Annotated in this window: 14 protein-coding genes; 12 read left to right on the forward strand and 2 right to left on the reverse strand. The window is 34.1% G+C overall.

Annotated features, from left to right (window positions below; translation table 11 throughout):
• Positions 1–352: 352 nt before the first annotated feature.
• Positions 353–772 (forward strand): hypothetical protein, encoded by a 420-nt coding sequence (locus tag NFR82_RS07485; RefSeq protein ID WP_251717668.1) that lies wholly within the window; start codon positions 353–355, stop codon positions 770–772.
• Between the two features lie 61 nt (positions 773–833).
• On the opposite strand, the gene NFR82_RS07490 is transcribed toward NFR82_RS07485, so the two are convergent.
• Both NFR82_RS07490 and NFR82_RS07495 read right to left on the reverse strand, forming a co-directional pair.
• Positions 834–1,748: a proline-specific peptidase family protein gene (locus NFR82_RS07490; protein ID WP_251717669.1), complete on the reverse strand. Its 915-nt coding sequence runs from the start codon at positions 1,746–1,748 to the stop codon at positions 834–836.
• Positions 1,749–1,790: 42 nt separating this feature from the next.
• Positions 1,791–2,885, reverse strand: coding sequence for a hypothetical protein (locus tag NFR82_RS07495; RefSeq protein ID WP_251717670.1), 1,095 nt, complete (start codon positions 2,883–2,885; stop codon positions 1,791–1,793).
• A 131-nt stretch (positions 2,886–3,016) separates the two neighbouring features.
• Here NFR82_RS07495 and NFR82_RS07500 point away from each other — a divergent pair, with 131 nt between their 5' ends.
• The 11 genes from NFR82_RS07500 (at position 3,017) to NFR82_RS07550 (ending at position 13,948) form a co-directional block, all read left to right on the forward strand.
• Entirely contained in the window at positions 3,017–4,621 is a 1,605-nt protein-coding gene (locus NFR82_RS07500; RefSeq protein WP_251717671.1) for an ATP-binding cassette domain-containing protein, read from the forward strand.
• Between the two features lie 220 nt (positions 4,622–4,841).
• Positions 4,842–5,588, forward strand: coding sequence for a nicotinamide riboside transporter PnuC (gene pnuC, locus NFR82_RS07505; protein ID WP_251717672.1), 747 nt, complete (start codon positions 4,842–4,844; stop codon positions 5,586–5,588).
• 134 nt (positions 5,589–5,722) lie between these two features.
• On the forward strand, positions 5,723–6,172 hold the full coding sequence (locus NFR82_RS07510) for a DUF3290 domain-containing protein (protein WP_251717673.1): 450 nt from the start codon (positions 5,723–5,725) through the stop codon (positions 6,170–6,172).
• On the forward strand, positions 6,172–6,816 hold the full coding sequence (locus NFR82_RS07515) for a DUF421 domain-containing protein (RefSeq protein WP_251717674.1): 645 nt from the start codon (positions 6,172–6,174) through the stop codon (positions 6,814–6,816). The genes NFR82_RS07510 and NFR82_RS07515 overlap by 1 nt, the downstream gene beginning before the upstream one ends.
• Positions 6,817–6,829: 13 nt before the next feature.
• Positions 6,830–7,651 (forward strand): SIR2 family NAD-dependent protein deacylase, encoded by an 822-nt coding sequence (locus NFR82_RS07520; protein ID WP_251717675.1) that lies wholly within the window; start codon positions 6,830–6,832, stop codon positions 7,649–7,651.
• A 7-nt stretch (positions 7,652–7,658) separates the two neighbouring features.
• Entirely contained in the window at positions 7,659–8,615 is a 957-nt protein-coding gene (locus tag NFR82_RS07525) for an exonuclease domain-containing protein (protein ID WP_251717676.1), read from the forward strand.
• Between the two features lie 83 nt (positions 8,616–8,698).
• Positions 8,699–9,562 carry a DNA/RNA non-specific endonuclease gene (locus tag NFR82_RS07530; protein ID WP_251717677.1) on the forward strand — a complete coding sequence of 288 codons (864 nt, stop codon included), beginning with the start codon at positions 8,699–8,701 and terminating at the stop codon, positions 9,560–9,562.
• A 319-nt stretch (positions 9,563–9,881) separates the two neighbouring features.
• Positions 9,882–10,967: an ABC transporter ATP-binding protein gene (locus NFR82_RS07535; protein WP_251717678.1), complete on the forward strand. Its 1,086-nt coding sequence runs from the start codon at positions 9,882–9,884 to the stop codon at positions 10,965–10,967.
• On the forward strand, positions 10,967–11,833 hold the full coding sequence (locus tag NFR82_RS07540; RefSeq protein ID WP_251717679.1) for a carbohydrate ABC transporter permease: 867 nt from the start codon (positions 10,967–10,969) through the stop codon (positions 11,831–11,833). The genes NFR82_RS07535 and NFR82_RS07540 overlap by 1 nt, the downstream gene beginning before the upstream one ends.
• Positions 11,834–11,838: 5 nt before the next feature.
• Positions 11,839–12,663 (forward strand): carbohydrate ABC transporter permease, encoded by an 825-nt coding sequence (locus NFR82_RS07545; RefSeq protein WP_251717680.1) that lies wholly within the window; start codon positions 11,839–11,841, stop codon positions 12,661–12,663.
• Positions 12,647–13,948, forward strand: a complete 1,302-nt coding sequence (locus tag NFR82_RS07550) for an MBL fold metallo-hydrolase (RefSeq protein WP_251717681.1) — start codon at positions 12,647–12,649, stop codon at positions 13,946–13,948. Before NFR82_RS07545 ends, NFR82_RS07550 begins: the two co-directional genes overlap by 17 nt.
• The last annotated feature ends 42 nt before the right edge of the window (positions 13,949–13,990 follow it).

Raw genomic sequence — 13,990 nt, forward strand, 5'->3', positions numbered from 1 at the left:
TCTTATTTTGATTAAAAGAAAAATTAAAAAATCAATTTACGAGAAAGATCTATTTACACAAACTATTTGACAGTCTCCTTTTTTAAGATATATTATTCACTTTAATGATATAAGAAAATATAAATAGTTATAAAGACAAATTATATTAATATTTTATTGAGCGTTATATTTGACATATTGCTGATACAAGTCTAAAACGTCCACTTTTACTGGTATGTTAGAATAATCATATGATATAACGATAGTTATAAATAATTATTGTTTTTCGAGTCGTTTTATTTGCTAGTTATTTATAAGAGCCATACAATGTAACCGTAATCAATGATAATAAAAGTTTTGGGAGGTTATTATTATGGCAGATTATGAAAAAAGACAATTAAAGGCATTAGACAGAATTGCAAAGAAGATTGCTGACGCAGATAGTCACTTGACTAAGATTGAAGATAGTATTGATGACAAGAAGCACCACACTGCTCAACACGAAACTATCAAGGACATTAAGTCAATTTTGAAGCACGCACGTAAAGTTGATAAGTATGAAGACAAGATTGTTGAACACAATGATGAAGGTCACAAGGGTTCAGAAGCTCACTATGTATATATTGAAGACGAAGAACCAGTTATCAACGACTTGAAGAAGGAATTCGATGGTCTTGAAGAAAAGCTTAACGGCTTGACTGATGAAGATGGTTACAAGGTAAAGGCATTTGAAGCTGAACATGACTACCTTGAAAAAGCAAAGGAAATTCTTACAAAGGCTGGTAAGTTTTAAAGAATAATCCAATCAATTGATTGAATAAAAAAGAGGATCGCAATTGCGATCCTCTTTTTTATTATTCACCTTTAAAAGTACCAGCCTCAACTTCACGAATGAAATCAGCTAAGTGTTTGTAATATACATCTGGATTATCAACCATGTGGTGGTGACCACCATCTGGAGTAGTTACAAGACGTGAATTTGGAATTAAACTTTGCATAGTTTTGGCAGTTTCAATTGGCATAGTTTCATTTTCACCAAAAGTAATTAAGGTTGGCATCTTAATATTCTTAAGTTGATCACGGAAGTGCCAGTCTTTAAGCTTACCAGTAATAACAAATTCATTGTCACCTTGGAAGGCGTTGTAAACAGCAGTACCGCCAAGATCTTTCAAGTGGTAAAGCTTAGAAGGTTGCTTTCTATCAACAAAGTTAATATTCAAAATTTGAACATCATCTTGGTAGCGTTGGTTATCGTAGTCACCATTTGCTTCACATTCGTGCATGAAGTCGATTTCGGTTTGTGGAAGAACTTCTTGACGACGACGGTTAACAGCGTCAACGTATTCATCAATTTCATCAACCATTGAAGAAATGATTGCACCTTTTAAGTGTTTACCGTATTTAACTGCATATTCTTGAACTAATAATCCGCCCCAACTTTGACCAATGAGATAGAAGTTATCAATACCAAGTTTTTCACGAACTTCATCAACTTCGTCTAAGAAGTATTCATAAGTTAAATACTTTTTAGCAATTTCAGGATCTGAATAGTCAGGTTGATCTGAATAAAGAGAGCCAAGTTGATCATACATAGTTACTTGAACATTAAGGCCTTGCTTTTTAAGTTGGGCTGCAGCATCTTCCCAGTATTCATGATTTCCACCAGGACCACCATGAAGAGCCAATAAATGAATATCGCCTTCACCTTGAGTATTAGTCCAAAGGTGATAGCCATTATCTAGGGTAATAATTTTTGTTCCAGTTTTCATAGAATTCTCCTTCTTATTTGATTAGTTAGTTTATTTTACCACTTATATTCGATGGATTGATTTTAAATAAGACTGCAAGTGAATTGTATCTGCACTAATTAGATCGATTGAACAAAGTTCTTGATATTCAATAGGGAAAGGTTCACCTAAATCAAAATTAATAATTGGTCTTAAGACAAATTCCTCATCGTTAGCAAAAAGAACTGATCCCCAATTAACTTCATCAAGTTCAATGCTATCAGTTAATAAGAGATGACCGGGTTTACTGGTAGAGATAATTTCTTTAAAACTTGGAATTTGAGTGAACTGTTGAGCAAATTTTTGAAAATTATAAGGATCAAGATTATTTTGTCTTTGATTATACCAATAAGCAAAGTTAAGGTAATTCAAGTAATCTGAGGAGCTTGTAATATGAGCGATTGCAGCACGATTTACTACAGTAAGTGCAAAGATTTGACCATTGTCGTCTGGTCGCTCAACTAATAAATGAGTATTATTTTGAGTGATAATTCGTCCAAACATTGTATCATCTTTGAAGCGCTGATCATTTAAATATCTAAAATGAATTTGAACCAAGTCAAGATCGTTGCCAATTTGCCCGGTACTACTTTGATAAGAAATATATTCAGAAGTAATTTTTAAATCTAAATCATAAAAAATAACTTCGACTATGTCATTTAACTTAATCGTAGTTTCAACTAACTCCTCAAAGATTTTATCATCATTATATGTAAAGAGCCGTACTTCATCTTCATTTAATTCAGTAATAAATCCGCCATATACAGCGCTATTTCTAAGACTGAGTTTTAATAAAGTTTCATGTTTTAATGCATATTGTAAAATAGCAAAAATATCTGAAAAATTTTGTTCAAGTAGTCGTCGACTAGATTGAGAAAGATTCTCTTGAGGATCGGGTATTTGTTTTTGAGCCAATAAGTTGGAAATAAATGATAGTGCCGAGCTAGCTTGACTTACTTCGATAATGTCGCCTTTTTTAATAAATCTGACTCCGCCATCATTTCCTGCAGGATCAATTGATAAGAGACTGACCCAATCAAGATTATCTCTAATCAGATAGCCAATTAAGTAGTTGGGATTGTTACTTCTTTGATGAAGTTCAATCAATTTTGAGTTCATATTATCACCTCGATAAAAATAATAGTATAACTATTATACAAAGAAAGTCTAACTATTTTTTGAGATTGGTTTGAGATTGAACAGCTCTTTCGCTTATAATGTTAACAACTAAAGGTTCGGGAGAGTATAGAATGTCTTTAAAATATGCTAAAAAAAGTCATGTGATTTGTTTTGCTATTTTGGCAGCGATTAAAGCCTGCAATATCGTTTTTGTGGCCTATATGATTCAGCAATTATTAAATGTTGCATCATCAGGTTCTCATGATTACTGGCATTTAATCCGTCTAGCAATTATTACAGCACTTGGACAACTTTGCTTTATGGCCAGTAATTTTGTCTATGAAACTGTTAAAATGGGCATCATTCGGGATGTCAATATGGTCTTTAAAAGAGCTAATCTAACTTATTTGGTTGATCAAGGTGAGCCAGATATCAAGCGTGGATTGTCGCTGATGACTAATGATTTAAAGCAGATAGAAACTAACCGTGTAAATGCCCAATTAGATATGATTTTACAAGCTTTGTCATTTATTGGAGCAATTGGTTTTGCTTTTTATTCATCATGGCAGATGACTGTAGTTTTCGTTGTAGCGATGATTGCACCAGCATTAGTTCAATTAGTAACTAGTCCAATAATCACTAAGAAATCTGCAGTTTGGGCTGAAAAAAATGCCGTATATACTCAGAATGTTTCGGATTCACTAAACGGCGCCCAATCAGCTAAGCTTTACAATGTTAGTTCAAATATAGTTAAACGTGCGACAGTAGCTGCTCAAAATATGGAAAATGCTTTGAGAAACATGTCCTTAACTCAGGCATGGGCCCTAGAATTAATTTATTCGGCAGCTGAACTTTTTTGCTTTATCATTCCATGTACAATTGGTGGAATTTTAATGATGCAAGGTAACTTAAAAGTTGGTACTTTGGTAATGATGGTAGATTTGGCGATGAACTTTATCACTCCAGTTGTTACTTTGTTTAATGAATTTAACCAAGTTAAATCAACGGTTCCGATGTGGGAAAAGACGATTAAGGCGCTTAGGTATCAAGCTAGTTACAATACTAAAAAAATCGATCATTTTGATGGGATGCAAATTAAAGATTTGACTTATATAACTCATTCCGACAATAAGAAAATTTTTGAAGATGTCAATTTGAATGTAAAGCCAGGAGAGAAAGTATTATTAATGGCACCAAGTGGTTGGGGGAAGACGACATTACTTCGGTTGATGTTAGGTTTAAAAAAGCCACGCTCAGGTGAAATTATTTTAAATGGTAAGAACGCTACAGGTAATTGGAATTTGGCTCATAATTTTTATTCCTATGTAAACCAAAAGCCGTTTATGTTTGATGATAGCTTACTCTTTAACATTACTTTAGGTCGTGAAGTCACTGATGGTGAGCTTCAAAGTGCAATTAAAGAAGCAGGTCTTGACAATTTAGTTGAGGAGCATGGCTTGGATTATCAAGTTGGTGAAGATGGAAATAACTTATCTGGTGGTCAGATTCAAAGAGTTGAGATTGCAAGAGCACTGATTTCAGGACGTCCAATCTTATTAGCAGATGAGGCTACTAGTGCGCTTGATCCACGCTTATCGTTAGCAATTCATCAAACTCTGTTAGAAAATTCAAAAGTAGCAGTGATTGAAGTAGCACACAAAATTTCTGAACAAGAAAAAGAAATGTTCGATAAAATTGTGCATTTAGATACTAGAAAAATTGAAACCAAGATGTAGAAGGCAGCTCACACGAGCTGCCTTTTTAATAAGTTAAAAATAATTAAATACAATATATAGATAATTTTCCAGGCACTTACCACAACATTTAGTTGAATTCAATCTTGTATCTATAATTTTTTTGAATTATGATAAATATCGATGTTTTCATAAAAGAAAACGGACAAGGCACAAGAGCAATGGAATCTTGTGAACCTAATGTGTTTTAAGGAGAGGTTTTATGCATACTGAGAATAATGAAAATTACTTTGTTTGGCTTTTTAATCAATTGAAGGGGTGGCCAATTCAAAACTACATGTTGTGGTTCTTTGCTTTTGGTTTCCAATTAGCTTTACTTATTCAGGAAAAGATTACCCCTGTTGCAATTATTACTTTTATTGGTGCTTTACTTGGAACTCTTTGTGTTTTAGCAATTAATGCAACTAAGGCTATCAATGGTTGGCTTGGACTTATTTCTGCGGCTTGTTTTATTTATGCTGGTCTTGAAGCTAAAAATTATTTATCAATTTTTGAACAAATTGCTTACATTCTTACTTTAGATTTACCAGTTATCATTTCAGTTAGATCATGGAATGATGATACTAAGAACCACCTTCGTAAGTTTGGAGCAAAGGAATGGGTTATCGCTATTCTTGGTACTTTAGCAGTTTATGCAGTTAGTGGTTACTTGATCGGTAAGTTCACTAACGATCCTCGTCCTTGGATTGATGCAATTAGTTTTGCTATTTCACTTACTGCCGGAATTATGTGCTTCATGCGTTACAGCAATCAATACTTCTGGTGGACGGCAAGTGGTGTGTTCCAATTAATTCTTTGGGCAATTACTTATGCTCAAGGTGATGCCTCTCTTGCTATGGCAGTTAACTCACTTATCTACGTAGTTAACGACATCTTGGCATTCACTGTTTCTCCATGGTTTAATATGGGTAGACGCCGTTCAGGTTTGAAAGAAATTATTAATAACTAGGGCAAGATTTTTGCTGTCAGATCAATTCTGGCGGCTTTTTCTTTATGTTAAAATGTAGAAAATTAATCAAAAATTGTGACAATTCAATTCGAAATAAATAAAAGGCGTGATGAAACGCCGCTTGAGAGGTAAAGATGACATTTTATACATTGAAATATATCGAAAATAATCAAAATAATAGTCAAGCAATCTTAAATATTTTGATGTTAGTTGCTGCGATTTTGATGATCTTTTTCGTAGTACTTTATTTACGTGATCGATTTGCAACCAAATATCGTGATTTAGGAATTATTGCGCTTTTGTTCTTACTTTTATTTGCAGGGACACAATATGAAAAATATATGCAAGTTAATGAACAAAAACCACAAATAACCCAAATTGTACCTTTTATGAAGTCAGTAGCGCGTGATGAAAATGTGAATGAATCAGATATTTTAGTTAATTCAACTAGCCTAGTGAATGGGATGATTGTCAGAATCAATTCCAAAGATGAAGACTATCAATTGAACTTAAATCCTGACAATAATACTTATACTTTGAATCGGGCACATGTAATTGATCATAGAGTGGAGGTTAAGAACTAATGCAATTAGATTACACACAACTTTTTATTAAGTTTGCTTTAGGGATGTTAACTTTAGTTTTTCAGATTAATCTTTTTGGAAAAAGTAACCTTGCACCAACTACTGCTATGGACCAATTACAAAACTATGTATTGGGTGGAATTATCGGTGGATTGATTTACAATTCTAGTATTTCGGTTTTGCAATTTCTATTGGTTCTAATTATTTGGACTTTAGTTGTCTTTATTTTGAAATTTGCTCGTGAGCATAATGCTTGGGTTCGTGATTTGATCAATGGTAAGCCAGTTCAAGTAATTAAAAATGGTGAAGTTTTAGTTGGAAATTGTATGAAGGCCGGAATTTCGGCCAATGAGCTAATGTTTCGGCTTAGAAGTCGTGGAATTTATTCAGTAAAAAAAGTTAAAAATTGTATTTTTGAACAGAACGGTCAATTAACAGTTATCGAAAATGATGAAGCTAACATTCGTTTTCCAATTATTAGTGATGGTCAAATTAATCAAGATGTCTTGGAATTAATTCATAAAGATGAAACTTGGCTTGAACAAGAAGTTAATGCCGCGGGTTATAATAGTGTCAGTGATATCTTTTTAGGTGAATATAATCAAGGTAAGTTAAGTTTTACCGGCTATCAGATCAAAAAATAGAAAAGAGATATAAATGACAGATTTAAAAACAGCTAAGAAATGGCTTGATGAAGCTGATGCGATTGTTGTGACTGCAGGCAATGGTATGGCACAAGAAGAAGGACTCGATATTTTGAGCGAAGAACGATTTGATGATCGCTTCGGCAAAATCGCAGATAAATATGATGTTCATACAATTGGGGATGCGCTTGGACAAAAGTTTGACTCTTGGAGTGAAAAATGGACATTCTGGAGTCATTTGATTAACGACTATACTTTAGAATATGAACCTAGTGAAACTATGCTAAAGTTGAAGGAGCTAGTTAAGGATAAGCAATATTTCATTGCTACCAGTACATTTGGACATTTCTTTGAAGCAGCAAATTTTAATGAAAATCGTATTTTTAATGCTTTTGGTGATTGGACTAAAATGCAGTGTTCTAGCGGAATTAATCATGGACAAAAAGATGCTCGAGAAGTTGTACGTCAATTTCTTGAGGCTGATAAAAATGGTGAAGTGACTGAGGAGTTAGTTCCAAAATGTGATATCTGTAATAGTGAAATGGAACTTCATATGCCACTTAATGCTAACTTTTTCCCAGATACCGATGCCAATACCCGCTTCCGTTGGTTTTTAACTGGAAATGAAGATAAGAAGGTTGTAGTTTTAGAATTAGGTGTTGATGAAACTAGTCCGCAGCTACTTGAACCAATGCTCAAGTTAGTTGATCAATTCCCTAATTGGAGATATGTTTCCGCAGATTTAGAAATTTCTGAAATACCTGATGAGCTTGAACAGAGAATTTTCACATTGAAGAAAAACCCACATGAATTGATGAAAGAATTAGTTAAATAGGTGATTTATGAGTATTGTAGTAGAAAATGGTGTTTTAAAGGTACCCGGTGCTCAAGATAAGCTTCGCGCTAAAGGCGCAGAAAGACCCGAATTTTTGGATGATTATACTTTAATTGATATTGAAACAACCGGTCTTAGTCCATATCGTGATCGAGTAACTGAACTTGGTGGAATTAAAGTTCGCAGCGGGGAAATTGTTGATGAATATAGTCATTTAGTTGCTTATGATGGTTCAAATAAAGTTCCAGCTTTTATTACTAAGTTAAATGGAATTACTGAAGAAAAAATTATTAATGAAGGTGTCCCGGTTGCTGAAGCGGCTCGCGATTTTCGTGAGTTTATCGGGGATGATGTAATCATTGGCTATAATGTTAACTTCGATTTGAACTTTGTTTATGATTTAGCTAAAAAGTTCCACTTAGATCAATTAAGTAATGACTATGTTGATGTATTGCGACTTGCTAGAGCATATTATCCACGTGAGCGCCACAATCGTTTAATTGATGTCATGCAAAGAGCAGGAATAGGTCAGGTTGAACAACACCGCGGTCTTGATGATTCAATTGATACTAAGAAAGTTTATGATGATTTTCGTCAAAACTTTACTGATGATTTACTTACTAGAGCGCAAAATAAAGTTAAGAATCTAGACTTAACCAGTGGTGAGCTTGAAAGTTGGCAGTTGGGCTTTAGAAATCCAGTTAATATGAAAAACATTTCTTTTACTGGTCGGATTCAAATGGATGAAACTGATGCAGGCAAGATGATCAATAATATGGGTGGTCAATATCAGTCAGATGTTGAAGCCGATACTAATTACCTTATTATGGGAGATCGAGATTTCTTTAAGCGGGATAATCCAGATTGGAATAAGGCTCAAGATTTGAATAAAAATGGTGCTCAAATTAAGCGACTATCAGAAAGTTTCTTTTTAAATATGCTTGATGATTGGGCAAGAAGCTAAGGGAGAGAAATCTCTCTTTTTTTGTTGCAAACGTGCGTTTGAAAAGATAAACTTGTGCTATACAAAACTTTAGGGAGATTTTTATGTCAAAGAAATATAGAAAGAGAAGTAGAGCTAAAAGCGGTGGAATAATCGGGACAATTGTTTTGGCTATCTTATTAATTGCCGATTTGTATTCTGGTGGAACAGTTGAACAAACCGGAAAAAAGATCGTTGAGAATTTTTCGGGTCAAGATAAGGTCTCAAATGTGATTAATAATGCTTCTACTAGCTCGGCTTCATATGGTGGTTTATCTAAAGCGGATTATGATAAACTGGCAAAATTGAACTTTAAAAGTGGCGGTCGGGCTTATATAACTTTGAATAATGATAAGTCAACTTTGATTAAGAATGCTTGGAAAGTGAATAAGGTAATCTATTCAAATCTTGATAGCCTGAATAGAACTTCCCATTCAAACACTGCTTTTCTTGAAAAGCGTAATGTGGCCAATGATAGTTTAAGAGTTAGACAATTCGTTGAACCGACAGCATGGCATTATAACCGGAGAAATGGTGTGCAGATTTATAATCGTGGTCATTTAATTGCTTATTCGGTTTCGGCTGGAATCGATCAAAATGGTCACTATAACCCTGCTAATCAGTCAGGTGATCAAAATAATCCTAAGAATTTATTTACTCAATCAGCCTTTTCTAATCAAAAGGTTCAGACAATTTTCGAAAGTAAAGTTCGTAAAGCCCTACGCCAAAATAAAAGGGTTATCTTCCAGGCAACACCAATTTTTCGCGGGAAAGAATTGATGGCTCGAGGAATAAATTTACAAGCTATTTCAACGGATGGTAGTCTTGACTTTAATGTGTATTTATTTAATGTTCAACCAGGTTATGTTTTTGATTACAATAATGGTCGGGCAAAAGTTGATCGCCAAATGAGAGTAAATCTTAATTAAGAATAAGAAATATTATATTGTTCGGAATTTTTAGCGGAAAAATTATGATTCCGCTTTTATTTTGGACATTTTGGGGTGATATTTCTGTTACAAGATAAAAATCAGACACAATATATTGTAAAAACGAACAAAAAATGTTTTATTTTTAAAAACGATCAATCTATAACAGATATATTAGTTTAAAAAACTCAAAGATTGTGATCAAATCTGAAAAAGTACGAATTTTTTCTCCAGAATCATTTGTGCTTTTTTATTTTATATCATAGAATTAATAATGAAAATTTAGAATTTTTATCAAGATGTTGTGGTGTATAAATTTATGAATGATGAAAAGTTTGTTGAAGTAAAAAATCTTCAAAAGGTATATGACAATGGTCATGAAGCTATCAAGAATGTTAGCTTTTCTGTTAAGAAAGGTGACCTTGTTTGTTTGCTAGGACCTTCTGGTTGTGGTAAGACTACCATTTTAAATATGTTAGCTGGTCTACTTAACCCAACTGGTGGAGATATTTTGTTTGATGGTAAGTCAGTGGTTAATACTGAATCTAAGAATCGTCAAATTGGTTACGTTTTCCAAAACTACGCATTGTATCCACATATGACAGTTTTGCAAAATGTAATGTTTCCATTAACTGTTGGTAAGCAAAAAATGGCCAAAGATAAGGCCAAGGCAATTGCCGAAAAGTATATGGATTTGACCCAAATTACTGAATTTGCAGAACAAAAGCCAGGTCAATTATCTGGTGGTCAACAACAACGTGTTGCAATTGCTCGTGCTTTAGTTCAACAACCAAAGATTTTGTTAATGGATGAACCTTTGAGTAACTTAGATGCTCGTCTTCGTTTGAATATTAGAGAAGAAATTCGTTCTTTAGTTAAGGAAGTCGGTATTACTACTTTATTTGTTACTCACGATCAAGAAGAAGCTTTATCAATTGGGGATAAGATTATCCTCTTTAATGGTGGAGTAATCCAACAAGATGATTTAGGTCAAAACTTCTATTTAGAACCTAATAATTACTTTGTTGCTAACTTTGTTGGTAATCCAGTAATCGATAACTTCAATATTAAGGTAAAAGGTGGCAAAATCACTGCTTCAGATTTTGAATTGAATGTTAGTGATTTAGATCAAAGTCGTTTTAAACGCGAATTGACAGATGGAGATTATATTTTATCTGTTCGTCCAGAAAACATTTTGCCTGCAGAAGAAGGACATGTTTCAGCACATATTGAAGATATTGAATTAATTGGTCGTGAAAGAATTTTGAAGTTTAGTCATGATGGTGTTCAAGCACGTTCACTAGTAAATTTGGAAACTCCAATTAAACCTGGCGATGATGTGAAGCTTAAGATGCGACTTAACCGTGTATTCATTTTCACTCCGGAAGGAGAGCGTGTTTACTAATGAAGACAAATCAGAAAAAGGCCTGGATTTTCTTAGCACCGACTTTACTTTTTGTTACTTTCTTTAGCATTTGGCCAATTATCCGTGCTTTTATCATGAGTTTTCAAAGTGGCTCATTGATCAATCTTTCATGGTCTGGCTTTAGCAATTATCAATATATTTTTAAGGATCCCGAATTTTGGCTTGCAATTAAAAATACTATTTTATATGCCTTGATTTCTGTTCCAGTTGCTCTAGCAATTTCAATCATGTTGGCATGGCTAATTTTTAGCAAAATTAAGAATAAAGGACTCTTTGAAACAACTTTCTTTATGCCATACGTAACTAGTACGATTGCGATTGGTATTGTTTTCCGTTACATCTTTAACGGTGAATACGGAATGCTTAACTTCATTTTAAGATTTTTACATTTACCAGCCCCAAACTGGATTGATGATCCGGCTATGTCTTTAACAACAATCATCATCTTCGGTATTTGGACTAGCTTGGCCTTTAATATTGTTATCTTAATGGGAGCATTAAGAAATATTGATCCAAACTACTATACAATTGCTGATATGTATGGAGCTAGTGGTACTGAGAAGTTCTGGCGTATTACGATGCCACAACTTGTACCAACAATTGCGTTTTTATTAACAATGAATATTATCGCTGCCTTCAAAGTTTATACTTCTGTATATGCCTTGTTTAATGGGCAAGCAGGTGTTGGAAACTCAGCAACCACCGCGGTGTTCTATATTTATAACAAATTCCAAATTGTTGGAACCCCTGGTGTTGCGATGGCTGCAACAGTTATATTGTTTATTATCATTATGTTTGTAACATTCTTACAACGTAAAATGATGAAAAAAATTGGAGGTCATTAAACAAAATGAAGAATATTCGTTGGGGAACTTTAGTTGCATACATTATATTGGCAATTTTTGCAATTATCACTATCTTCCCATTTGTTTATATGATTTTAGGTGGTTTAATGACTTTCCAAGAAACCACCACTATTCCGCCAACATTAATTCCTAAGCATTTCCAATGGGGCAACTTCTCTAAGGTCTTTGCACAAGCACCATTTGCGCGTTACTTCCTTAACACTTTTATTACTGCAAGTGTAACTACTATCGTTAGTTTGTTTAACGCACTTTTAGGTGCCTTTGCAATGGTTAACTTAAGATTTAAAGGTAAGGGAGTTGTACAAGCATTGTTGCTCTCACTTTTGATGGTGCCTGGTGAAGCAATTATCTTTACTAACTACAACACTATTGCTCGCTTAGGTTTACTCAATACTTATGTTGGTTTGGTTTTACCATTTTTAACTTCAGTATTCTACATGTACTACTTACAAAGTTACTTTGGCTCAATTTCTCCAACTATTTATAAGGCTGCAAAGATTAATGGTGCTAGTGATTGGGAGTACATCTGGCGTATTTTAGTTCCTATGTCTAAAGGCGGCTTGTTTACGGTCGGTCTTCTTAGCTTTATTTCTGGCTGGAACTCATTCTTGTGGCCACTTCTTGTAACTAACGAAGATAGCATGCGTCTTCTTAACAATGGACTTACAGCTTTTGCTTCAGATGCAGGAAGCGAAACTGAATTACAACTTGCTGCGGCAACATTGACAGTTTTACCAATTTTAATTTTGTATTTCATTTTTAGAAAGCAAATTATTAGAGGAGTAGTAAGAAATGACCTCAAAGGATAAAACACAAGTAACTTTTTACAACGGTTTAAGAACCATCGGTGGTCCAATGATCGAAGTGTCATATGGTAAATCACATATCTTATTTGATTTAGGTGAAGTTTATCGACCAGAACTTGGTTTGACTTTAGAAGATGAAGATTACGATACTTTAATTAAATATCAATTAATTGGTGAAGTTCCAAACTTCTATGATCCTAAAGTTACAGGGAAAGAAATAGATACAGATCGCTGGGAATATGCAGCTGCCTTTATTTCTCACCTTCATTTAGACCACAGTAAAGCTCTTAATTTACTTGCACCGGAAATTCCACTTTATGCTGGTCCAATTACAGCTCATTTATTACCAACTCTAAATGAAAACGGTGATTTTCTTCTTCCAGTAGCAGGACATGATAAAACTTATACTCGTCCAATTATTGCGGCTGAGTATAAGAAACCAATTCAAGTTGGTGATATTACTATGGAAGTTTGGCCTAGTGATCATGATGCTTACGGAGCTACTGGGTTAATAGTAAGAACTCCAGATAAGAAGATCACTTTTACTGGGGATATTCGCCTTCATGGTTATCATCCAGATTGGGTACATAAATTTTTGGCAGCGGCTAAAAATAGTGATATGTTTATAATTGAAGGTACTGGTGTATCTTGGCCTGAGAGAAAACATGAAGAAAAAAGTGAAGAGTTTACAGGAATAAAAAATGAAGTTCAATTAACTGAAGAAGTTGTTCGACTTCAAAATGAAAATCCTAAGCGCCAAATTACATTTAATACTTATCCAACTAATGTTGAGCGTTTGCTTAGAATTATTTCTGACTCTCCACGTAAAGTGGTCCTTCACGCTAAAAGAGCACACCTTCTTAAAGATAGTTTAGATAAAGATTTTCCTTATTACTACATGCCTGGAGAGGAGAAGTTTTCTGATCTTGAACCAGGATTAGAAGTTGATTATCAAGTTTTGCTTAATGATGATTCGGAATACTTATGGCAGGTAGTAGGTAACTATGACTCATTGCAAGAGGGCGGATTATATATTCACTCAAATGCTGAACCTTTAGGAGATTTTGATCCTGCTTACAAACCATTTGTAGAAAACTTTACTAAACATAGGATTGAATTTAAGGCTCTTCGGTGTTCAGGCCACTCTGATGAAGAGGAGCTTAAGGAAATTATTTCCGAAGTTCAACCCAAAATATTGGTTCCGGTGCACACATTGCACCCCGAATTGGAAGAGAACCCTTATGGTGACCGGATTTTACCTGAGCGTGGACAAGTTGTTACGCTTTAGTTAAATCAAAAAGTATATTGTCTTGTTTTATTTTCGGAGGAT

The sequence above is a fragment of the Lactobacillus agrestimuris genome (assembly GCF_943193025.1).
In the GTDB taxonomy this organism is placed as follows: Bacteria; Bacillota; Bacilli; order Lactobacillales; family Lactobacillaceae; genus Lactobacillus; species Lactobacillus agrestimuris.

Coding starts and splice junctions, on each gene's coding strand:
- NFR82_RS07485 (WP_251717668.1), top strand. CDS start 353: ATGGCAGATTATGAAAAAAGACAATTAAAGGCATTAGACAGAATTGCA.
- NFR82_RS07540 (WP_251717679.1), top strand. CDS start 10,967: ATGAAGACAAATCAGAAAAAGGCCTGGATTTTCTTAGCACCGACTTTA.
- NFR82_RS07490 (WP_251717669.1), bottom strand. CDS start 1,748: ATGAAAACTGGAACAAAAATTATTACCCTAGATAATGGCTATCACCTT.
- NFR82_RS07495 (WP_251717670.1), bottom strand. CDS start 2,885: ATGAACTCAAAATTGATTGAACTTCATCAAAGAAGTAACAATCCCAAC.
- NFR82_RS07500 (WP_251717671.1), top strand. CDS start 3,017: ATGTCTTTAAAATATGCTAAAAAAAGTCATGTGATTTGTTTTGCTATT.
- NFR82_RS07525 (WP_251717676.1), top strand. CDS start 7,659: ATGAGTATTGTAGTAGAAAATGGTGTTTTAAAGGTACCCGGTGCTCAA.
- NFR82_RS07530 (WP_251717677.1), top strand. CDS start 8,699: ATGTCAAAGAAATATAGAAAGAGAAGTAGAGCTAAAAGCGGTGGAATA.
- NFR82_RS07510 (WP_251717673.1), top strand. CDS start 5,723: ATGACATTTTATACATTGAAATATATCGAAAATAATCAAAATAATAGT.
- pnuC (WP_251717672.1), top strand. CDS start 4,842: ATGCATACTGAGAATAATGAAAATTACTTTGTTTGGCTTTTTAATCAA.
- NFR82_RS07545 (WP_251717680.1), top strand. CDS start 11,839: ATGAAGAATATTCGTTGGGGAACTTTAGTTGCATACATTATATTGGCA.
- NFR82_RS07515 (WP_251717674.1), top strand. CDS start 6,172: ATGCAATTAGATTACACACAACTTTTTATTAAGTTTGCTTTAGGGATG.
- NFR82_RS07550 (WP_251717681.1), top strand. CDS start 12,647: ATGACCTCAAAGGATAAAACACAAGTAACTTTTTACAACGGTTTAAGA.
- NFR82_RS07520 (WP_251717675.1), top strand. CDS start 6,830: ATGACAGATTTAAAAACAGCTAAGAAATGGCTTGATGAAGCTGATGCG.
- NFR82_RS07535 (WP_251717678.1), top strand. CDS start 9,882: ATGAATGATGAAAAGTTTGTTGAAGTAAAAAATCTTCAAAAGGTATAT.